Origin of the sequence: Bradyrhizobium sp. 134, from assembly GCF_023074155.1 — a bacterium.
Taxonomy (GTDB): Bacteria; Pseudomonadota; Alphaproteobacteria; order Rhizobiales; family Xanthobacteraceae; genus Bradyrhizobium.
In genome coordinates, this window is sequence record NZ_JADPKX010000034.1 from 578,942 (window position 1) to 600,480 (window position 21,539).

Consider the following 21,539-nt stretch of genomic DNA (forward strand, 5'->3'; position numbering starts at 1 on the left):
TGGCGAGACCCGGCCAACATAGCACAATCCGTGACGAGGACTCTGCGCTACCGCTTCGCCGCTTCCTTCTGCAAATCCGGCGCATTGACGGCTGGAATCGCCACGCGGCCGGCGCCGGTCACCTTCAACGCCTCGGCGGCCTTCTCGTTTTCCATGATCTTGGCCATCACGGCTTGGCCCGCGCGTTCGAAGATCGCGCGGTTCTCGATCACGAATTTTTGCGACTTGCGCAAGCCGTCGATGTAGCCGTTGATCTCGGGCACGACGTAGCGCGCGACAAGGTCCCAGCTCCGGCGCGTGTTCTCCGGGTTGGCCCAGTCGTGCACGAAGCCGATGACGGCGCCGACACCGCCGGAGACCTGCATCACGTTCTTGATCATCTTGACGAGGTCGTCGGGCGTGCCGATGACGGAGGCCGCGCCGTCGACGAAAGCGGTCTTGTCCACGGCCTCGTCGGGTGAGGCGAACGCGGTCAGGCCCGGCCGCTGTAGCGTGCCGACATTATATTCGTTGTGCCAGCGCATCAGCCCGGCGCCGGCCTCGCGGCGGGCCTGCTCGCGGGTCTCGGCGATGTGCCAGGTCAGCAGCACGCGCCAGTTCGCGCGATCGACTTTGGTGCCGTGCTTTTTCGCCGCGTCCTCGGCGAACTGCCATTGCTGCTGCAGCGACATCAGCCCCTGCGTCGTCATCGAACCCAGCGAGATGATACCGATGCCGTATTTGCCGGCGAGCGTCATGCCGGAGGGCGAGATCTGCGAGGCCACCACGAACGGCATTTCCTCCTGCAACGGCAGCAGCTGCAGCGCGGCGTCATTCATGGTGAACCAGTCACTTTTCGCGGTGACGCGCTCGCCATTGAAGAGGCGGCGGATCACCCCGATCGCCTCGTCCTGGCGGTCGCGCTGCGTCATCGGATCGATGCCGAGCGTATGCGCGTCGGAGGCGAGCGCGCCGGGGCCGGAGCCGAAGATGGCGCGGCCGCCGGTCATGTGGTCGAGCTGCACCATGCGCTGCGCGACGTTGTAGGGATGGTGATAGGGCAGCGACACCACGCCGGTGCCGAGCTTGATCCGCTTGGTGCGCTCGCCGGCCGCCGCCAGGAACATCTCCGGCGAGGCGATCATTTCCCAGCCGGAGGAATGATGCTCGCCGCACCAGAACTCGTCATAGCCGAGGCTATCCAACTGCTCGACCAGGTCGAGATCGCGCCGGAACTGGAGCATCGGATGCTCCCCGATCGGATGATGCGGGGCGAGGAAGGCTCCGAACTTCAGGCGCGCCATGGCGTTCTCTCCGGCTTGATTTTTTGCTTGTTTGTGGCGCGAAGCTACGTGCTGGAGACAGCGAACGCAATCGCGCGATGTCCCGCGCGGCGGAATGCAGCCATGCGTGTGTCGTCTCCCTCTCCGTGGCACGCAGAGAGTGGCGGAACGCGCGGGCATCCTACCTTCGAGGTAATCGCGGCACCGCATTAGGCCTGCGATGATCGGCAACGACATCCGAAAGGTCGCGCGCCGATGCATCAAACCGTCACAAAGCCCCTCGATACGTCGCGTCGCTGGTGGGTGCTGGCGATTGTCGTGGCCGCCCAGTTCATGTTCGGCGTCGATGCCTTCGTGGTCAACGTCGCCATTCCGACCATCGCGGTCGAGTTGAAGGCATCGCCTGCGCAGATCGAATCCGTCATCGCGATCTACCTGATCGCCTATGCTACGCTGGTCGTCACCGGCGGCCGGCTTGGCGACATTCACGGCACCAGGAACGTGTTCCTGGCTGGCCTGCTCGGTTTCACCCTGACGTCGCTGTGGTGCGGACTGGCGCAATCCGGTGCGGAATTGATCGTCGCGCGGCTGACACAGGGTGCTTCCGCCGCGCTGATGGTGCCGCAGGTACTGGCGACGCTACATCTCCTGTTCACCGACGAACAGCGCAACCGTGCCTTCGCCATCTACGGCATCGCGCTGGGGCTCGCGGGTGCCGCGGGCTTTCTGCTCGGCGGTCTTCTGGTCACGATCAATCTCGCCGGCACCGGCTGGCGCTCGGTGTTCTTCGTCAATGTGCCGTGCGGTCTCGTCATCGCGGCTGCGGCCTGGCGCATCATGCCCTCGGTGCCGCGTCGCGCCGGCACGCGGCTCGATATCGCGGGCGGCATCGTCCTGTTCGCCGGATTGCTGTGCATGATCGGTCCACTGCTGCTCGGTCACGATGTCGGCTGGGCGCCGTGGCTCTGGCTGGTGATGGCGATCGGCGCCGTGATTCTCCTGGCATTCCCGAAACTGGAGCATGCGGTCGCACGCGCCGGCGGCATGCCGCTGATCGATCTCTCGCTGCTGGCGGACGCCGCTTTCCTGCGCGGCCTTGGCGCGGCGTTCTTTTTCTTCTGTGCCAATCTCTCGTTCTATCTGGTCATGACGCTGTTCATGCAGCGAGGGCTCAAAATCCCGCCGCTCGCGGCCGGCATGGCCTTCATTCCGCTCGCGCTCGCTTTCGTCGTGGCCTCGCGCCATAGCGGCGCACGGGCGCGTCATCGCGGCACCAGGGTCTTGATCGAAGGTTGCGCGCTTCAGATCGCGGGCCTCGCGGCGCTCGCGCTTGTCGCGTTCTCTGTCGATGCGCCGTCCGCGCTCCTGCTCGCGCTCACCATGATCGTCTTCGGCTACGGTCAGGGGCTGGTGATGGCGCCGCTGTCCGCCGCGGTGCTCTCGACGGTGAAGCCTGTGGCCGCAGGTTCTGCCTCCGGCATTTACGGCACCACGGCGCAGATCGGAAATGCGGCCGGAGTGGCCGCAATCGGCGCCGTGTTTTTTGCCGCCGAAGCCGTGCAATCAGCGCGCGCAGGATTTCTCGTCTCGCTCGCGCTGTTCGTGACATTAATCATGATCTGCGCCGCATTCCTGGCGTGGATGCGCCGCGCATCTGCACGAAGTTGAGGCATCGCGGTTAATACGTGCGGATTTCTGCAGGTTTTCCTGCGATTTAGCGCGTCATCGACAGCACACGGTCTTTTTATTTTGCGCCGCAGCAACTATTTGGTTTGGGTGGACGTTGAACGTCGCCTGCCAGGAGTTGCCGTGTCGTTAACCAGAAATGTCGATCTCTTGAGACGTCTGCCAAAGCTGGACGGATTGCGCTTCGCCGAGTTTGGCAGGAGCGCCGATGCGTCCAGTCCGTTGCAAGAGGTTACGGGCTTCGGCGACAATCCCGGCAATCTGCGCCTGTTCGCGTTCGTGCCGCCGCAACTGCAGAAGCCGCGCGCGCTCGTCGTCGTGCTGCACGGCTGCGGCCAGACGGCAGCAAGCTACGACCTCGGTGCCGGATGGTCGACGCTCGCCGAGCACTACGGCTTCGCGCTGTTGATGCCCGAGCAGCAGCGCGTCAACAACAGCAACACCTGCTTCAACTGGTTCAATCCGGAAGACACGGCGCGGGACAGCGGCGAGGCGTGCTCGATTCGCGAGATGATCGCGCATATGACCGAGACGCATCGCATCGATCCCCGCCGCATCTTCATCACGGGCCTGTCGGCCGGCGGCGGCATGACGTCGGTGATGCTCGCGACCTATCCCGAAGTCTTCGCGGCCGGTGCGGTCATCGCGGGACTTCCCTACGGCATCGCGACCAATCTGCGCGAGGCGCTCGACGGCATGTTTCATTCCCCGGAGCGGCCGGCGCGCGAACTTGGCGATCTGGTGCGGCGGGCCTCGGATCATCGCGGGCCCTGGCCCAGGATCTCGGTGTGGCACGGCAGCGCCGATCGCACCGTCAACCCCGGCAATGCCAACGAGATAGTCAAGCAATGGCTCGACCTGCACGATCTGCCTGAGGCGCCGATGGCGGAAACTGACATCGACGGCTATCCGCGCCAGGCCTGGTGGAACAAGGACGGCGAGACTCTCGTCGAGTCCTACGCCATCACCGATATGGCCCACGGCACGCCGCTCGGCCTTGCCGACAACGACCAGCGCTATGGCGTGGAAGGCGCGTTCCTGATCGAGGCCGGCATCTCCTCGTCCTATCACATCGCCAAATTCTTCGGCCTCACCGGCTGGATCCCCGACGCAGCGAAGAAGGCCGAGCCGACGCCGGCCCGCTCGTCCGCGCCGCATCTGGCCCGCTCGATCCGCGCCGCTGTCGCCGAAGAGCCGGCCGAGCCGAAGCGCGAGGACGCCCGCGGCTTCGATCTCGGCCAGATCATCACGCGCGCGCTCACCGCCGCGGGATTGATGAAATAAGTCAGGCCGTCGCGCCGATCCATTCGATCGGCGTCGCCGTCACCTCGCCGCCGGCGACCTTGCGCGTCATCTCCTGATAGGCCTTGAAGAAGTCGCGCGATTGCAGCGCCTTTTGCGCGGCTTCGTCGCTGACGCTGGCGAGATGGAAATAGCTGCCATTGTCGCGGTTCTTCAGGACGCGATAGCCGATCCGTCCTTTCAGCTCCGGATCGCCGTCGATCGCCTTGATGAAGCGGCCGACCTCCTGGTGCCAGGCTTCCGTCGTGCCGTTCTTGAATTCGTATCGGATCATGAAGTGCTTCATGTGACGCTCCCTGTTGGCGTTGTGCGTCATCATCTGCGTGCTGGATGCGATCCTGCAAGTATGGACAAAATTGATAGTATGGACTTTTTCGGCGTCGCTCCTATGCTCGGCCAAAGCGTTTTCGAGCGAAGTGAATACCGGTTCGCGTGAAGAAAACGCGTCAAAACAAAAAAGCTCGCACATGGAGGAAACGACATGGCCAGGGAAAGGACAAAGACTGTCCCCGCGCGCAACTGTCCGGTCGCGGCCTTTCAGAAGATGATCAGCGGCAAGTACAAGCTGCGCATCGTCTGGGACCTCAAGGACGGCCCGCGCCGCTATGGTGAAATCCGCAGCGGCCTGCTGCGCGGCACGGAAGGCAGCGCCGAGATCACCCCGCGCGTGCTGAGCCGCGAGTTGAAGGCGCTGACGGCGAGCGGCCTGATCGATCGCAAGGATTTTGGCGAGGTGCCGCCGAAAGTCGAGTATCGCCTCACCCGCAAAGGCAAGAGCTTTGTGCCCGTCGTCGCCGCGATCCGTGACTGGGGCGACCGTAACCTGAGCCAGCCCGCAGCGTTCGCAGACGCCGCGGAATAGGCGCTCACATCTCGCCGGTGATGAACGGATTGGTCATCCGCTCCTGGCCGATGCTCGAGCCGGCGCCGTGGCCGCAGATGAAGCCGACATCGTCGCCGAGCGGCAGCAGCTTAGTCTTGATCGACTCGATCAGGGTCGCATGACTGCCGCCGGGCAGATCGGTGCGGCCGACCGAGCCCGCGAACAGGACGTCGCCGACATGGGCGAAGCGCAAGTCCTTGTTGAAGAACACCACGCTGCCGGGCGAGTGGCCGGGGCAATGATAGATCTCGAACTGGAGATCGCCGATCGCCACGCTGTCGCCTTCGTCGAGCCAGCGGTCCGGCTCGAAATTGCGCACCCCGCTCATGCCGAAGCGCGCGCCGCTCTCGACCACGTTGTCGAGCAGGAATTTGTCCGCGACGTGCGGGCCCTCGATCGGCACCTTCAGCGCGTCGCGCAGTTCGGCCGCGCCGCCGACATGGTCGATATGGCCGTGAGTGAGCCAGATCTTCTCCACGGTGACGCCGGTCTGCTTGATGGCGTCCAGGATCTTCGGCACGTCGCCGCCGGGATCGATCACTACGGCCTTCTTGGAAGGCTCGTCCCAGATGATGGTGCAATTCTGCTCGAACAGCGTCACGGGGACGATGATCGCGCCCGCCTTCGCGCCTGCTTGGGCTTGTGTCTCGTTTGGCTCGGTCATGGCGCCACAATGCCGATTTTTGCCATGCCGCCAAGCAAAAGATTTGTCCCGGGGCTCGGGAACAGCGGCGGACATCGTCACACGGCCGTCCCAATTCGCCTGCTGTTTTGAACCGGGGCGCTCCTTCCGCGTTCTCCCGCGCGACAAGCAGTTTTTGGATGGATTTCCCGCATGGCTCAGGGCGGCAGCAATTGGTGGCGCGACGGCATCTTCTATCAGGTCTACCCGCGCTCCTTTCAGGATTCAAACGGCGACGGGGTCGGCGATCTCGCCGGCATTTTGCAGCGGCTACCTTATGTGAAATCGCTCGGCGTCGACGCGATCTGGCTGTCGCCGATCTTCCCCTCGCCAATGGCCGATTTCGGCTACGACATCTCCGACTACACCGGCATCGAGCCGCTGTTCGGCACGATGGCGGATTTCGATGCGCTTCTTGCCGCCGCGCATGACAACGGCCTTAAGCTGATCCTCGACCTCGTGCCGAACCACACCTCGGACCAGCATCCCTGGTTCGTCGAGAGCCGCTCCTCGCGCGACAATCCGAAACGCCATTGGTACATCTGGCGCGATCCGGGCGATGGTGGCGGCGTGCCGAACAATTGGCTGTCCGAGTTCGGCGGCAGCGCGTGGCAGTTCGACGAGACGACCGATCAATACTACTATCACGCCTTCCTCGCCCAGCAGCCGGACCTCAACTGGCGCAATCCCGATGTCCGCGCGGCGATCTATGACGTGATGCGGTTCTGGCTGGAGAAGGGCGTCGATGGCTTTCGCGTCGACGTGATCTGGCATCTGATCAAGGACGCCGAGTTCCGCGACAACCCGCAAAATCCGCATTATGTCGAGGGCCGGCCGCCCAACGAAACGATCCTCACGCAATATTCCACCGACCAGCCGGAGGTGCACGACGTTATCGCCGAGATGCGCCGCGTCACGGATGCTTATGATGCCCGCGTCCTGATCGGCGAGATCTATCTGCCGCTGCATCGCCTGATGGCCTATTACGGCAACGATCTCACCGGCGCGCAGATGCCGTTCAATTTCGCGCTGCTCCAGACCTTCTGGAGCGCGCGCTCGATCGAGAAGATCGTCGAGGATTACGAGAAGGCGCTGCCGAAGGGCGCCTGGCCGAATTGGGTGCTCGGCAATCACGATCGCCCGCGCGTCGCAAGCCGCGTCGGGCCGGAGCAGGCCCGCGTCGCCGCCATGCTGCTGCTGACGCTGCGCGGCACGCCGACGCTCTATTACGGCGACGAGATCGGCATGCATCAGCTCGCGATCGCGCCTGAGGATGTGTGCGACCCCTTCGAGAAGAACGTGCCCGGCATCGGTGTCGGCCGCGACGGCTGTCGCACGCCGATGCAGTGGGATTCGTCCAACTTCGCCGGTTTCTCGGACGTCAGGCCATGGCTGCCGCTGCCGGAGGATCACATCCTCAACAACGTCGTCGATGTCGAAGCCGATTCACGTTCGATCCTGACGCTCTACAAGCGCCTGATCGCGTTGCGCAAGGGCTGTCCGCCGCTGGTCGCGGGCGACTATCATCCGATCGCGGCGCAAGGCGATCTCCTGGTCTATCGCCGCGAGGCCGAGGGCAGGGCGGTGATCGTGGTGCTCAATCTCGGCCCTGAGCCGATCGTGGTCACCACCAGCGCGATCAGATTTGGCAGCGAGATTCTGCTGTCGACATTTCTGGATCGCGAGGGGGAGCGGATCGAAGGCGTGCTGGATTTGCGTGGCAACGAGGGGGTGGTCGTTACTCCGCCATCTTAGCCTTCGCCGGGACGACCGTGTGGCACCTACCCCGGATGCTTGTTGCCCCGCACCGTCTTGTCGATGTCACTCCGCTTCAACAGATAATCCAATCCGCCGACGCGGTACCAGCGATAACCGTAGGGCTCCAGCACGACGCGGTGCTGGCCGCGCTTGTCGGCGTGGCTGTGGTCCTCCGCGAGCAGATTGATCAGGTGCTCGCCGGCCTCGCCCGGCAGCCCCGCCGAGAACGCGATCTCGCGCGGCTTCTCGTCGAGATTGTGCACGAACAGCACGGAATTGTTGCGCCAGTCGTAGCGCATGATGAACACGGCGGGATCGCGCGTCGCGATGATCGAAAAATCGCCCCAGCCGATCTCCGGCACCTCTTTGCGCATGCGGACGATGCGCTCGGTCCAGTTCAGCATCGAGTTGGGATCGCGGCGCTGCTTGGCGACGTTGACGTGCGGATAGCCGTACGGTCCTTCGTCGATGACGGGCAAGGCCGGCTTGTCGCTGGTGGTGAAGCCGCCATGCGGCTCCGTCGACCATTGCATCGGCGTGCGCGCGCAATTGCGTTCCGGCAGCGAAAGATCATCGCCCATCGCGATCTCGTCGCCATAGCGGATGACCGGCGTTCCCGGCAGTGTGCACATCAGGCTGTAGGCGAGCTCGAGCCGCCGGCGGTCGCCGCCCAGCATCGGTGCCAGCCGACGGCGAATGCCGCGGTCGTAGAGCTGCATGTCCTTGTCAGGACCGAAGCTTTTGAACACGGTGTCGCGCTGCGCCTTGGTCAATCGGCCGAGATCGAGCTCGTCGTGATTGCGCAGGAACAGGCCCCATTGCGCCGAGGCCGGCCGCGGCTTGGTCGCCTTCAGCGCTTTCCCCAGCGGCCGGGAATCGGACGAGGCCAGCGCATAGAACAGATGCTGGTTGACCTGGAAATTGAACATCATATGCATGCGGTCGGCATCGCGGCCGAAATATTCCATGTCCGTCTTTGGCAGCACGTTGGCCTCGGCGAGGATGATGGCATCGCCCTGCCGCCATTGCAGGAATTCACGAAACGTCCGCAGCATGTCGTACTGCTCGGCCGGCTTTTTCACCTTGGCGCCTTTGGTCGAGATGACGAAAGGCACGGCATCCATGCGGAAGCCTGAGACGCCGAGTTGGATCCAGAAGCCCATGATCTTCAAAATCTCGGCCTGCACGTGCGGGTTCGAGGTGTTGAGATCGGGCTGGAAATCGTAGAAGCGGTGGAAGTACCAGGCGCCGGCTTCCTTGTCGCGTGTCCAGGTCGATTTCTGAACGCCGGGAAACACCATGCCCTGATTGGCGTTCGCCGGCTTCTTGTCGGACCAGACATACCAGTCGCGGTAGGGCGAATTCCTGTCGCTCCGCGCCGCCTTGAACCAGGGATGCTGGTCGGAGGTGTGGTTCACGACGAGATCGATGATGACGCGAATGCCGCGCTGCTTGCAGCCATGGGTGAACTCGACGAAATCGCCGAGCGTGCCGTAGCGGGCATCGACGCTGTAATAATCCGCGACATCGTAGCCGTCGTCGCGGCCGGGCGAGGTCTGGAACGGCATCAGCCAGATCGTGGTGATGCCGAGGCCGTGCAGATAATCGAGCCGGCGCAACAGGCCCTTGAAATCGCCGATGCCGTCGCCGTTGGCGTCCATATAGGTGCCGACGGACAGGCAATAGATGATGGCGTTCTTGTACCAGAGATCGTCGATCATGCGCGCGCAGCCTCGGTGGTTCCGCCGAGGTGCGGCGGCTGCGTGATAAGTGCGTAGGGGAGGGGAGGTTCCGCGCCACTGTCGTCCTGGACAAGCGAAGCGCAGATCCAGGACCCATTACCACAGGGCACAGTTTGACGAGGACTGGTGGTGATCCCCTCGTGCACCAACGATCCCTTGAGGTAATGGGTCTTGGCTTTCGCCAGGACGACGACGGAGGAATCGGCTATCCTCCCCCCATGGACAACACCGCCCGCATTGCCATCGTGCCGCCACCGGACCGCCGTCAATCAGAGACGGCGCTGGCGATCGCGCGCGGCACGGCGCGGTTGTTGCGCTCGCTCGGCTTCACCTGCATCAGCGAATTGCCGCTGCCCTCGGGGCGGCGCGCCGATCTCGTCGCGCTGAACGAGCGTGGCGAGATCTGGATCGTCGAGATCAAATCCTCGGTGGAGGATTTGCGTGCCGATCAGAAATGGCACGAATATCGGGCGCATTGCGACCGGCTGTTCTTCGCCTTCACGCAGGACCTGCCTTGCGAGATCTTTCCGCAAGATACCGGCCTGATCATCGCGGACGCCTATGGCGCGCACCTGCAGTGTGAGGCGCCCGAGCACAAGCTCGCTGCACCCACGCGCAAGCAGATGACGGTGCGGTTCGCGATGGCGGCGGCATTGCGGATCAACCGGCTGGTCGATCCGCAGGGGCATGCGGAGTTTTGGGAGTAGGCTCCGTCCGGATGTCTTTCCAGGCCACCATGCCTGGAAGAGGTACCCGGTAAAATTTGAGAAACTTCGGGACGATTTCGCTCAGACTGGCAACATCAGCGGTGGCTAACGCCGAACTCTTGCTCGGCAACATGAAGATCAAGCAGCGACGTGGACGCTTCGTTCTTTCATGAGCGGCAGCGGACGTGACGGGCCGCACATACTTCAGACGTACGGCACGGTATCGCTTGTTCCGCAATTAACCAGCCACAAGGAAACGTGCCATGAAAACCTTCCGCACCGCTCTCTTAACCTTTGCCGCACTAGCCGGACTGACGTCGTTCGTGACCTCGACGCAGTCTTCCTATGCTGGCGGACTCGGCCTCGATTGGCTTTCCAACAAGCCCTACGTAGAGTGTCTTAAGAACGTCCGAATGCTCGCCGACGTTGGTAGCATTCTGAAAGGGCCCGCGGACCGAGAGGCGAGTTACGAGCGGGGCCGCCACCAATGCAACCAGCGCTACTATGGTCATGAATAGACCGCCCGCGCTTCCGCCGAACTGCGATGCTGCCAGATTCAGCTCGTAGTCTCGGTCCAGTCACAACGTGCAAAAGCGACGTTGCGGGCTGCTCCGGCAAATGGCTGTCCCGGGTCACCGTCTTAGCCTCGGGGCCGACATCTGCGCGCCATGAGTAAAACGCCAAGGATTACCGCGGCGCGCGTTTGGCCAGAATCCGCTGCAACGTACGCCGGTGCATGTTGAGCCTGCGCGCCGTCTCCGAGACGTTGCGGTTGCACATCTCGTAGATGCGCTGGATGTGTTCCCAGCGCACGCGGTCGGCCGACATCGGGTTCGCCGGCAATTCGGACTTGTCCGAGCCGGTCGACAGCAGCGCCGCGACGACGTCGTCGGCGTCCGCGGGCTTCGAGAGATAATCGACCGCGCCCATCTTCACCGCGGTGACGGCGGTGGCGATGTTGCCATAGCCGGTCAGCACGATCGCGCGCGCGTCGGGGCGCTTCTTCTTCAGCGCCGAGACCACGTCGAGACCGTTGCCGTCACCGAGCCGGAGATCGACCACGGCGAATGCCGGCGCCGCCTTGCCGATCTGCGCCAGACCGTCGGAGACGGTGTCGCATGACGTCACCGCAAAGCCGCGCGTTTCCATGGCGCGCGACAGCCGCTCCAGAAACGGCTTGTCGTCCTCCACGATCAGGAGCGAGCGGTCGGTCTGTTCGTTCAGTTCGGCGATGGCGTTCAAGGTTTCGTCCTCTCTCCAGCGCTTCTACATATGGCGGCGCAATCGGGCGGTGCCAAGGGCGCCAATAGTCGATCGGCCCCGTTGTGCGACGCAAGGTCGCGGCCTATCCTATTGTTTCTTCGAAGGTCTCGATAGCCTCAAAACGCTCTCTCGGCCACGTGATCTGGACCACTGCGCCATGGTCCGGAAAGGTGCGGTTGGTGAACGAGACCTTGGCGCCGGTGCGCTCCAGCAAGGTGCGCGCGATGAACACGCCGAGCCCGAGGCCGCCGCCTTCGTCCTGGCTGCGCCGCCGCGACAAATAGGGCTCGCCGATCCGGTTCAGGATGTCAGGCGGAATACCGGGACCATCGTCGGAAATCACGAGCTCGATCGTGTCCTTGTTCCACCACGCATTCACCTCGACGGTGGTGCGGGCGAAATCGACCGCGTTCTCGACGATGTTGCCGACCCCGTAGAGGATCGCCGGATTGCGCGAGCCGACCGGCTCGGCCACGATGGCGACGGCGATGCGCACCTTGATATCCACGCCGAAATCGCGGTGCGGCGCCACCACCTCCTCGATCAGCTCCGAGAGCTTCATGCGGTCGAACGGCGCCCCGGTGGAGGAGAGCTGGGTGATCTTGCTCAATATGTCGCGGCAACGCTGCGTCTGCTCGCGCAGGGTCTTCAGGTCAGCGGCAAAGTTCGGCTCCTTCACCGTCTTCTCCAGCTCGCGCGAGATCAGGAAGATCGTCGCGAGCGGCGTGCCGAGCTCGTGCGCTGCGGCCGCAGCCAGGCCGTCGAGCTGGGTCAGATGCTGCTCGCGCGTCAGCACCAGCTCGGTCGCGGCCAGCGCGTCGGCGAGCTTGCGCGCCTCTTCGGTGACCTGGAACGAGTAGAGGCTGGTGACGCCGATCGCGAGCGCGATCGAAAGCCAGACGCCGACGAGATAGATCGGCGGCAGCACCAGCGGATCGTCGGAATCCCAAGGCAGCGGCAGATGGAAAAAGAACAGCACCGAGGCGCAGGCGACAGCCAACACGCCGAGGCCGAAGGTGAAGCGGGCCGGCAGCGCAGTCGCCGAGATCAGCACGGGCGCGAGGAACAGGAACGAGAACGGGTTCTGGAGTCCACCGGTGAAGAACAGGAGACCCGCCAACTCCACGATGTTGAGCGCGAGCAGTCCGGCCGCCTGCATCGGCTCCAGCCGCTGCAGCGGATTGGACACGGTCTGGAGCCCCAGATTGAGCGCTGCCGACAGCGCGATGATGCTGACGCAGGGGACGATCTCGACGTTGAATTCCAGCCCCTGCGCCACGATGAAGATCGCGGCGAGCTGGCCCAGCACCGCGAGCCAGCGCAGCCGCAGGATGGTATCCAGGCGGATATGCCGCTGCGCAGGGCGAAAGTCGGAAGCGGCAAGTTCGGTCATTTCGGCCAATGGGGCGGTGCCTTCTCGATCACAAGCGCGCGGCTCACGGAACCACCGGATTACAAGCCTTGCGCTCTCCGCTGCAATAGCAGAAGAACGCCCACCATGACTGAGAATGACAAGGCTTCAAGCTGGCCGACTGTCGCGGATCGCAGCCTCTCCGCGGCAATCGCGGTCGATCACCTCGTCAAGGTGTACAAGCAGACCCGCGCTGTCGACGACATCTCCTTTTCGCTTCCGCGTGGCAGCATCACCGGGCTGCTCGGCGGCAACGGCGCCGGCAAGACCACGACAATCGCGACGATCATGGGCCTGGTGCTGCCGACCTCCGGCCGCGTGCAGGTGCTCGGGCATCGAATGCCGGAGGACAGCGCCTCTGTGCTGGGGCGGATGAATTTCGAGAGCCCCTATGTCGACATGCCCATGCGACTCACGGTGCGTCAGAACCTCACCGTGTTCGGCAAGCTCTATGCGGTGAAGAACCTCTCCGACCGCATTGCTGAGCTGGCCTGCGACCTCGATCTCACCGAGTTCATCGACCGCGCCAACGGCAAGCTCTCCGCAGGACAAAAGACGCGCGTTGCGCTTGCCAAGGCGCTGATCAACCAGCCCGAGCTTCTGTTGCTGGACGAACCGACCGCCTCGCTCGATCCCGACACCGCCGACTGGGTCCGGGGTCATCTGGAGCGTTATCGCAAGGCGAACAACGCCACCATCTTGCTGGCCTCGCACAACATGCTCGAGGTCGAGCGGCTCTGCGACCGCGTCATCATCATGAAGCGCGGCCGGATCGAGGACGACGATACGCCCGAAGCCATCATGGCGCGCTACAACCGCACCACGCTGGAAGAGGTGTTTCTGGACGTCGCGCGCGGCCGGGTGAACGGTGCGCAGGAGGCGGTGCGATGAGTGAGGTCTCCCTCCATCGCGGCATCTCGCTCCATCGCATCGGCGCGATGATCCTGCGCTATTGGTACCTCTTGCTGTCGTCCTGGCCGCGGCTGCTCGAGCTGCTCTACTGGCCGGCGCTGCAGGTCATCACCTGGGGCTTTCTTCAGCTCTATATCGCGCAGAATGCAAATTTCTTCGCGCGCGCCGGCGGCACCCTGATCGGCGCCGTCATCCTCTGGGACATCCTGTTTCGCGGGCAGCTCGGCTTTTCGATCTCGTTTCTGGAAGAGATGTGGGCGCGCAACCTCGGCAATCTCATGATGAGCCCGTTGAAGCCGATCGAATTCCTGCTGTCGCTGATGATCATGAGCCTGATCAGGCTCGCGATCGGCGTCATTCCGATGACGCTGCTCGCGCTGTTCCTGTTTCACTTCAACGTCTATGCGCTCGGCGTCCCGCTGATCGCGTTCTTCTGCAACCTGATCTTCACGAGCTGGTCGGTCGGCATCTTCGTCTCCGGCCTGGTGCTGCGAAACGGCCTCGGCGCCGAGAGCATCGTCTGGACCTTGATGTTCGGCATCATGCCGCTCGCCTGCGTCTACTATCCCGTCAGCGTGCTGCCAGTCTGGTTGCAATATATCGCCTGGACGCTGCCGCCGACCTATGTGTTCGAAGGGATGCGGGCGCTGTTGATCGAAAACACCTTCAGGACCGATCTGATGCTGAGCGCGTTGGCCATCAACGCGGTGCTGTTGGTTGCATCTTTTGGGGCATTCCTTGCCCTTTTGCGCAGCGCCCGGATGCAGGGCTCGCTGCTGTCAGGCGGCGAATAACGTCACATTCTCGTGGATTCAGCCCGGTTTGGGCACCTGGGCCACGTAGATGTACGGAACCATGCATTGACGCAATATTACGCATTCGGCAGTATGCTGCGATGCGAAGAGGAATATAGCGATGCCGATTGGTGAGTTTGGCGGCGCGCCGCCCCTGGTGGCCGAAGGCAGTCCGGTCCTGACGACGCCGATGTACTGGATGTACGAGATGGGGCAAGCCTCTCTCAATCCGGCGCGTGCGATCACGGACGCAACCAAGCTGCTGTTTCAAAATCCCCTCAATCCATGGGCACGCACCGAGGTCGGCAAGTCGGTTGCCGCGGCCTGCGAGTTATTCGAACGCACCACGCGGCGTTACGGCAAACCGGAATGGGGCCTCAACGACACCGAAGTCAACGGCATCCGCGTCCCCGTCGAGGTCCGCTCGGTCTGGGAAAAGCCGTTCTGCCGCCTGCTCTACTTCGATCGCAAATTCACCCGTCCGCTGCGCAGCCCGCAGCCGCGCGTGCTGATCGTCGCGCCGATGTCGGGCCATTACGCGACGCTGCTCCGCGGTACGGTCGAGGCTTTCCTGCCTGCGCATGAGGTCTACATCACCGATTGGGCCGATGCCCGCATGGTGCCGCTCAGCGACGGCCGCTTCGATCTCGACGACTACATCGACTACGTCATCGAGATGCTGCATGTCCTCGGCGGCAACACGCATGTGCTGGCGGTGTGCCAGCCCTCGGTTCCCGTCGTCGCTGCCGTTTCGATTATGGAAGCGCTGCGTGATCCCTTCGTGCCGACCTCGATGACGCTGATGGGTGGCCCGATCGACACCCGGCGTAATCCGACCGCGGTGAACAACCTCGCCCAGGAGCGCGGCATCGACTGGTTCCGCAACCACGTCATCACCAAGGTGCCGTTCCCGCATCCGGGCATGATGCGCGACGTCTATCCGGGCTTCCTGCAGCTCAACGGCTTCATCAGCATGAATCTCGATCGGCATATGGATGCCCACAAGCAGCTGTTCGCCAATCTGGTGAAGGGCGACGGCGACCTCGTCGACAAGCATCGCGACTTCTACGACGAATATCTCGCGGTGATGGATCTCTCGGCCGAGTATTACCTGCAGACGGTCGACACCGTGTTCGTGAAGCATTCGCTGCCGAAGGGCGAGATGACCCATCGCGGAACACGCGTCGATCCCTCCAAGGTCACGCGCGTCGCGTTGATGACGGTCGAAGGCGAGAACGACGACATCTCCGGCATCGGTCAGACCGAAGCAACTCACACGTTGTGCAGCTCGATTCCCGATCACCGCCGCGTTCATTACGTCCAGAAGGGCGTCGGACATTACGGCGTGTTCAATGGCTCGCGCTTCAAATCGGAAATCGTGCCACGCATCCACGACTTCATGGTCTCGGCGGCGAATCCGAGCTCATTGCAGGCGCTCGCAGCCGAATAATCGCGTTTTTCGGCTTTCCCGCTGAAAATCGATGCCCTGTCGGAGGCTCCGACAGGGGCAAGTTCCCGCCAGATTCGCGGTATCTAGGTAGCTTTGTAGGAGTGAGTCCAACCTCACCACTTGGGGGTGCCGCATGCGCTTGGCGGGGGCGAAAAAAGCCGGTTCCAACCCCAGTCTGTAGGGTCTCCCGGACGCCAGACCCCTGTATATTGGGCAAATGATTTGTTTTTGCGCCGAGCGCTTTCCCTGGCGGCGGTTATGGCAGAATCCGGGCGCTCTCCTGCCCCCCGGACTGACAGACATGGCCACTCGCGCACTCCTCTATCGCCGGCCCCACGAGCCGAAGACCCTCCTGATCACCCATGGCTCGCAATATTTTGCGATTCGACTGCGCCGGCATCGCCGCGCGCGTCGTTACACGCTCAGAATTCATCCGAGCGATCGCGAAGCCATCCTCACCATGCCGCCGCGCGGCACGCTCGCCGAAGCAAAAGACTTTGCGCAGCGCCACGGCGCGTGGATCGCGGCACGTCTCGGCCGTTTGCCGAAGGCCGCGCCGTTCCAGCCTGGCACAGTAATACCGCTTCGCGGTGTTTCTCATCGCATCGTTCATCGCGCCGGCACCCGCGGTACGGTGTGGACGGAAGTGCGCGATAGTGGGGAACGCATTCTCTGCGTCGCCGGCGGCGTCGAACATGCGGACCGTCGCGTCAGCGACTTCCTCAAGCGCGAGGCGCGCCGCGATCTTCAGCGTGCCGCGGAAGCCTATGCCGCCGAGCTCGGCGTCAAGGTGAAGCGGCTCTCGATCCGCGATCAATCGAGCCGCTGGGGCTCCTGCACCTCGGCCGGCTCGTTGTCGTTCTCCTGGCGCCTGATCCTCGCGCCGCCCTATGTGCTCGACTATCTCGCCGCGCACGAGGTCGCCCATCTCGTCGAGATGAACCACTCGGCGCGATTCTGGCGCGTCTGCGGCAAGGTCTGCCCGTCGATGGAGCGCGCCAAGAAGTGGCTCGATACATACGGCAACGATTTGCACCGGTACGGGGTCGAGGATTAAGGCTCGTTGATGCCTCATGTGACGCTGTCATCGCCCGCGAAAGCGGGCGATCCCGTATTCCAGAGGCGGCTGTTGTTGAATCGAGAAGCCGCGCCGTATTGGCTTCTCCGCGCCCGCGGCGAATGACAGCCGCGCGCGCGATTCAAGCGTCTGTGCTGCCCGCGCAAGCCGTTGATTTCGTTATCCTCGGCTACTGTGCATGGGGTTGTTTTCGCGCTTTTTTGTTTTGAGGTCACCAAGACCTCAGGTCGGCGCTAGCGATTTCCGCCGAACAGCCGGTCCATCAACCAGCCATCGAGTCCTGCGGCTGCCTCCGGCCGCGCATTGGCGCGCGTGGGGGGCGGGCGATAGCCGCCGTTGCTGGCCGGTGCGGGTCCGGGCGCGGTCGCTGTTGGCGGCGACACTTGCGACGTCGCCTGCGCCAGGTTCGACAGGCCCCAGCCACCTTGCGAGCTCGGCAGCGCTGCCACCGGCACGCCCTCGTGCGCCGTCTTCATGAAGCGCGACCAGACTTCGACCGGCAGGCCGCCGCCGGTTGCCTTCTTGGTCGGCGAGTTGTCGTCATTGCCGAGCCACACGCCGGTGACGAGGTTGGCGGTGTAGCCGATGAACCAGGCGTCACGGTAGTCCTGGCTGGTGCCGGTCTTGCCGGCCGCCGGCCAGCCCGGGATCTCCGCCTTCTTGGCGGTGCCGCTGATCAGCGTTTCCCGCATCATCGCGTTCATCATGCCGACATAGCGCGGGTCGACCACCTGATTGTGCTCGTCCGCCTGGCGCATGTAGAGCAGCTTGCCACCGAGCGTCCTGATCCGCGTGACGACATGCGGCGTCGCCGTGAAGCCGCCATTGGCAAAGGGTGCATAGGCGCCGACCAGCTCGACCATCGAGACTTCGGAGGTGCCGAGCGCGATCGAGGCGTTGGGCTCGAGTTTCGACGAGATGCCGAGCCGGTGCGCGGTGCGCACCACGTTCTTCGGGCCGACCTCGAGGCCGAGGCGGATGGCGACCGTGTTGAGCGACATCGCGAGCGCCTGGGTCAGCGACACCGCGCCGAAATATTCGTGCGTGTAGTTCTCGGGTCTCCAGCCCTTGACCTCGATCGGCGCGTCCTGGCGGATCGTGTCGGGCGTCAGTCCCTGCTCGAGCGCGGTGAGGTACACGAACGGCTTGAACGAGGAGCCGGGCTGGCGCCTGGCGGTGACCGCGCGGTTGTACTGGCTCTCGGAATAGTTCCGCCCGCCCACCATGGCGCGCACCGCGCCGTCAGGCGTCATCGCCACCAGCGCGCCCTGGCTGACGTTGAACTTCACGCTCTTGGCTGCCAGCTCGTCGATGATGGCGGCTTCCGCCACGCTCTGGAGCTTCGGATCGATCGTGGTCTCGACCTTGATGCTCTCGTCGATCTGGCCGACCAGATCGTCCAGCACCTCGCCGATCCAGTCGGCGACGTAGTTGATCGTGCCGGCGCCGACCGGCTTCACATTGTAGGAGGGTTGGCCGATCGAGGCCTGCGCCTGCGCCTCAGTGATGAATTTGGCATCGGCCATCGCCGTGAGCACGATTTTCGCGCGCGCTTCCGCGCCCTCGGGGTTGCGGTTCGGCGCCAGCCGCGAAGGCGACTTGACGAGGCCGGCCAGCATCGCTGCTTCCGCGACGGTGACGTTCTTGGCCGACTTGCCGAAATAGCGTTGCGCGGCGGCCTCGACGCCATAGGCGCCGGAGCCGAAATAGACGCGGTTGAGATAGAGCTCCAAGATCTCGTTCTTGGAATGTTTGCGCTCCAGCCAGATCGCGAGCTCCGCTTCCTGCAGCTTGCGCGCCATGGTGCGCTCCTGGGTCAGGAACAGGTTTTTCGCCAATTGCTGCGTCAGCGTCGAGCCGCCCTGCGACACGCCGCGATGGAGCACGTTGGTGACGAGCGCGCGCAGGATGCCGACGGGATCAATGCCGAAATGCGAATAGAAGCGGCGGTCTTCGATGGCGATGAACGCCTTGGGCAGATATTGCGGCAGATCCTTCAGCGAGACGTTGGCGCCGGCCATCTCGCCGCGCTGTGCCAGCATGCTGCCGTCGATGCCGACGATCTGGATGGTCGGTGGCCGCTTGGGGATTTCCAGCGACTGGATCGGCGGCAGATGAGCGCCGACATAGATCACGACGCCGATCACGGCGATCGCGCCCCACAGGCCCAGCACCGCGCCCCAATAGACCATGCGGCCAAGGCTTGCGCCGATGCGTGACTTGGATCGGCGCTTGGCACTGCCGCGGCCAGCCGGCGCCTTCCGCTCGCGCGGCGTCTCGTCGCCAGCATCCTCGCCCTTGCGCTTGGCGGATGATTTCGTTGATTTCTTCGGCTTGTCATCGCCGCCAGGAATCCGGTCGGCGGCGGTCAGGCGCAGATCGGCGAGTGCTGCAGGCAAGCCGAACAGCGGCTCCTTGCGCCCACCCTTTTTCTTTCCCAACCCCATACGCAAACGCCCGGTCAGCCCGCCCCGCCGCACGCTAGCGGTCGCTGTTTAAGGCCCGGTTACCCAGAGCTTAACGCGTGATTAGGAGGTGCGGCATTCGATGGCCGCAGTTCCGCTGGGAGGTCGGCAGAGCTAGGATCGCCGGCATAAAACAAGAGGAAACTCAGATGGGCCACATCGATCCGACCAAGGAGATTTTCGCGCAGTTCCGGGACAACGACCGTCCCGGCCCGATCCACATGCTCAACCTGGTGCGCTTGCGCAAGGAAGCGGCCTATCCGGATGGCCGCAAGGCGAGCGGCGCGGAAGCCTATGCGGCCTATGGCCGCGAGAGCGGCCCGGTGTTCGAACGCCTCGGCGGCCGCATCGTCTGGCAAGGCAAATTCGAGTTGATGCTGATCGGCCCGGAGACCGAGCGCTGGGACCATTGCTTCATCGCCGAATACCCAAGCGTCGCCGCCTTCGTCGAGATGATCCGCGATCCCGTCTACCGCGAAGCGGTGAAGCACAGGCAGGCCGCGGTGGAGGATTCACGGCTCATTCGGCACGCGGTGCTGCCGGTCGGAAAGAACTTTGGCGAGGTGCCGGATTGATTTGCCGTCATGGCCGGGCTTGACCCGGCCATGCACGCCTTCCTTTGCTGCCGCAAGAACGTGGATGCCCGGGACAAGCCCGGGCATGACGACGTTGAGGCAGTTGCTTACGAGAACTAACCCGCCGGACTCGCATCCTCAATGATCGGGCCGAACAGCTCCCAGCGTTCGCCGTTGAACTTCATCATCTGAAGCTGCTTGTTGACCCGGTAGTCGGTCGGTGAGGTGTTGGCCTTGATGCCGGGCAACGCGGTGTCGCTGGTCACGTCCTTCAGCGACGCGGCCTGCTTCATCACGTTCTCGCGCGTGAGGTCGTCGCCGCACTGCTTCAGCACATGGACCAGCAGCTGCGCCGTGCTGTAGCCGTAGGTGTTGAAGTTCGAATCCTTGTCGCCATCCGGATAATACTTGGCCATGAAGTCGAAATACCTCTTAAGGCCGGCATCGTCCTTCCAGGTCGGATCGAGCGGTTCCTTGCCGTAATTGACGCTAATCAGGCCCTTGGCGGCGTCGAGGCCGGCCGGCTTCAGCACCGCGCCGACCGAGGTGGCGTTGATGTCGACGATCTGCACCGGATGCCAACCCATCTCGGCGATCTTCTTGATCGCCTGCGCCGCCTGCTTCGGCGTGGTGGCGCTGAAGAACAAATCGGCGCCGGCGTCCTTGATCTTGAGGATCTGCGAATCGACAGTCGGATCGGAGACTTCGTAGGAAGCTTCAGTCACGATCATCTTGGCAGCCTTGTCGCCGAGGCCGGCCTTGATGCCGTTCAGATAGTCCTTGCCGAGGTCGTCGTTCTGATAGAGCACGCCGATCTTGGCGTTCGGATGTTCCTTCAGTATGTACTGTCCGTAGATGCGGCCTTCGACGAAGTAGTTGGGGTTGAAGCCCATCGTCCACGGAAAGTTCTTCGGATCCGTGAACCTCGAGGCTCCGGTCGCCGCGAACAGTTGCGGCACCTTCTTCGAATTGAGATATTTCTGCACGGCTGCGTTCACCGGCGTGCCAATGATCTGGAAGGTCAGCAGAACCTCGTCGCTTTCGACCAGCTTGCGAATCTGCTCCACGGCTTTCGGCGGCGAGTAGGCGTCGTCATACTGGATCAGATTGATCTTGCGGCCGTTGACGCCGCCCTGGTCGTTGATCATCTTGAAATAGGCGGCCTGGGTCTTGCCGATCGACGAATAGGCCGACGCCGGTCCAGAAAACGGCATCGTCTGGCCGACTTTGATCTCGGTATCGCTGGCACCCGGATCATATTTCTTCTGGGCATTGGCCGCCGAGACCGACAGCGCCAGGGTCAGCGCCGTTGCCGTGGCCAGATGCAGAATTCCATTCCTCATTCGCATTTCCTCATTGTTTATTGCCGGTGATCAATCGGGTGCGCTCATGCGCGCGGGGCGTCACCGCGGAGGGCGAGTGTGAATGAGGCATTGTTGCAACGCAAGGTGGGCGTGCACCCGCAGTTCGTAGGATACGCAACGTCTCAGCAAGTTCGTTAAGGTGGGCCCAGCCCCGGCGGATGCGCGAAGTGCAGTCCGCCGGGCGTAGCCCACCCTATGAAATCTC

The 21,539-nt window shown here is 63.4% G+C and carries 19 protein-coding genes; 11 read left to right on the top strand and 8 right to left on the bottom strand.

Annotated elements, in window-relative coordinates:
• Positions 1-47 precede the first annotated feature (47 nt).
• Complete coding sequence (locus IVA75_RS12405) at positions 48-1,283, bottom strand: LLM class flavin-dependent oxidoreductase (RefSeq protein WP_027566064.1); 1,236 nt, start codon at positions 1,281-1,283, stop codon at positions 48-50.
• A 234-nt stretch (positions 1,284-1,517) separates the two neighbouring features.
• Between IVA75_RS12405 and IVA75_RS12410 the strand changes: the two genes are divergently transcribed.
• Positions 1,518-2,930 (top strand): MFS transporter, encoded by a 1,413-nt coding sequence (locus tag IVA75_RS12410; protein WP_247285178.1) that lies wholly within the window; start codon positions 1,518-1,520, stop codon positions 2,928-2,930.
• A 141-nt stretch (positions 2,931-3,071) separates the two neighbouring features.
• Positions 3,072-4,232, top strand: a complete 1,161-nt coding sequence (locus IVA75_RS12415; RefSeq protein ID WP_247285179.1) for a PHB depolymerase family esterase — start codon at positions 3,072-3,074, stop codon at positions 4,230-4,232.
• 1 nt (position 4,233) lies between these two features.
• Here the strand turns inward: IVA75_RS12415 and IVA75_RS12420 are convergent, their stop codons facing one another.
• Positions 4,234-4,536 (bottom strand): hypothetical protein, encoded by a 303-nt coding sequence (locus tag IVA75_RS12420; protein WP_245286135.1) that lies wholly within the window; start codon positions 4,534-4,536, stop codon positions 4,234-4,236.
• Positions 4,537-4,731: 195 nt separating this feature from the next.
• Between IVA75_RS12420 and IVA75_RS12425 the strand changes: the two genes are divergently transcribed.
• Positions 4,732-5,112, top strand: coding sequence for a helix-turn-helix domain-containing protein (locus IVA75_RS12425; RefSeq protein WP_247285180.1), 381 nt, complete (start codon positions 4,732-4,734; stop codon positions 5,110-5,112).
• A 4-nt stretch (positions 5,113-5,116) separates the two neighbouring features.
• Here IVA75_RS12425 and IVA75_RS12430 read toward each other — a convergent pair whose 3' ends face one another.
• Positions 5,117-5,797, bottom strand: coding sequence for an MBL fold metallo-hydrolase (locus IVA75_RS12430; protein ID WP_247285181.1), 681 nt, complete (start codon positions 5,795-5,797; stop codon positions 5,117-5,119).
• A gap of 171 nt (positions 5,798-5,968) precedes the next feature.
• Between IVA75_RS12430 and IVA75_RS12435 the strand changes: the two genes are divergently transcribed.
• The gene (locus IVA75_RS12435; RefSeq protein ID WP_247285182.1) at positions 5,969-7,570 is read left to right on the top strand and encodes an alpha-amylase family glycosyl hydrolase; all 1,602 of its coding nucleotides are present in this window, start codon (positions 5,969-5,971) and stop codon (positions 7,568-7,570) included.
• Positions 7,571-7,596: 26 nt separating this feature from the next.
• Here the strand turns inward: IVA75_RS12435 and IVA75_RS12440 are convergent, their stop codons facing one another.
• On the bottom strand, positions 7,597-9,294 hold the full coding sequence (locus IVA75_RS12440; RefSeq protein WP_027566057.1) for an alpha-amylase family protein: 1,698 nt from the start codon (positions 9,292-9,294) through the stop codon (positions 7,597-7,599).
• 239 nt (positions 9,295-9,533) lie between these two features.
• Here IVA75_RS12440 and IVA75_RS12445 point away from each other — a divergent pair, with 239 nt between their 5' ends.
• Complete coding sequence (locus IVA75_RS12445; RefSeq protein ID WP_027566056.1) at positions 9,534-10,022, top strand: MmcB family DNA repair protein; 489 nt, start codon at positions 9,534-9,536, stop codon at positions 10,020-10,022.
• A gap of 263 nt (positions 10,023-10,285) precedes the next feature.
• Positions 10,286-10,540: a hypothetical protein gene (locus IVA75_RS12450; protein ID WP_027566055.1), complete on the top strand. Its 255-nt coding sequence runs from the start codon at positions 10,286-10,288 to the stop codon at positions 10,538-10,540.
• A gap of 169 nt (positions 10,541-10,709) precedes the next feature.
• On the opposite strand, the gene IVA75_RS12455 is transcribed toward IVA75_RS12450, so the two are convergent.
• Both IVA75_RS12455 and IVA75_RS12460 read right to left on the bottom strand, forming a co-directional pair.
• On the bottom strand, positions 10,710-11,264 hold the full coding sequence (locus IVA75_RS12455; RefSeq protein WP_007598178.1) for an ActR/PrrA/RegA family redox response regulator transcription factor: 555 nt from the start codon (positions 11,262-11,264) through the stop codon (positions 10,710-10,712).
• Positions 11,265-11,367: 103 nt separating this feature from the next.
• A complete protein-coding gene (locus tag IVA75_RS12460) occupies positions 11,368-12,678 on the bottom strand; it encodes an ActS/PrrB/RegB family redox-sensitive histidine kinase (RefSeq protein WP_247285183.1) in 1,311 nt (436 codons plus the stop codon).
• 105 nt (positions 12,679-12,783) lie between these two features.
• On the opposite strand from IVA75_RS12460, the gene IVA75_RS12465 reads away from it, so the two are divergent.
• From IVA75_RS12465 to IVA75_RS12480, 4 genes are all read left to right on the top strand, one after another.
• Positions 12,784-13,587 (top strand): ABC transporter ATP-binding protein, encoded by an 804-nt coding sequence (locus IVA75_RS12465; protein WP_007616003.1) that lies wholly within the window; start codon positions 12,784-12,786, stop codon positions 13,585-13,587.
• Complete coding sequence (locus IVA75_RS12470; protein ID WP_247285184.1) at positions 13,584-14,402, top strand: ABC transporter permease; 819 nt, start codon at positions 13,584-13,586, stop codon at positions 14,400-14,402. The genes IVA75_RS12465 and IVA75_RS12470 overlap by 4 nt, the downstream gene beginning before the upstream one ends.
• A 121-nt stretch (positions 14,403-14,523) precedes the next feature.
• Complete coding sequence (gene phaZ / locus IVA75_RS12475; RefSeq protein ID WP_027566053.1) at positions 14,524-15,852, top strand: polyhydroxyalkanoate depolymerase; 1,329 nt, start codon at positions 14,524-14,526, stop codon at positions 15,850-15,852.
• Positions 15,853-16,069: 217 nt separating this feature from the next.
• Complete coding sequence (locus IVA75_RS12480) at positions 16,070-16,909, top strand: SprT family zinc-dependent metalloprotease (RefSeq protein ID WP_247285185.1); 840 nt, start codon at positions 16,070-16,072, stop codon at positions 16,907-16,909.
• Between the two features lie 254 nt (positions 16,910-17,163).
• On the opposite strand, the gene IVA75_RS12485 is transcribed toward IVA75_RS12480, so the two are convergent.
• Positions 17,164-19,377, bottom strand: a complete 2,214-nt coding sequence (locus tag IVA75_RS12485; RefSeq protein WP_247285186.1) for a penicillin-binding protein 1A — start codon at positions 19,375-19,377, stop codon at positions 17,164-17,166.
• A 167-nt stretch (positions 19,378-19,544) separates the two neighbouring features.
• Here IVA75_RS12485 and IVA75_RS12490 point away from each other — a divergent pair, with 167 nt between their 5' ends.
• Positions 19,545-19,970, top strand: a complete 426-nt coding sequence (locus IVA75_RS12490; RefSeq protein WP_219679800.1) for a DUF1330 domain-containing protein — start codon at positions 19,545-19,547, stop codon at positions 19,968-19,970.
• Positions 19,971-20,086: 116 nt separating this feature from the next.
• Here the strand turns inward: IVA75_RS12490 and IVA75_RS12495 are convergent, their stop codons facing one another.
• On the bottom strand, positions 20,087-21,313 hold the full coding sequence (locus IVA75_RS12495) for an ABC transporter substrate-binding protein (protein ID WP_007615994.1): 1,227 nt from the start codon (positions 21,311-21,313) through the stop codon (positions 20,087-20,089).
• Between the last annotated feature and the right edge of the window lie 226 nt (positions 21,314-21,539).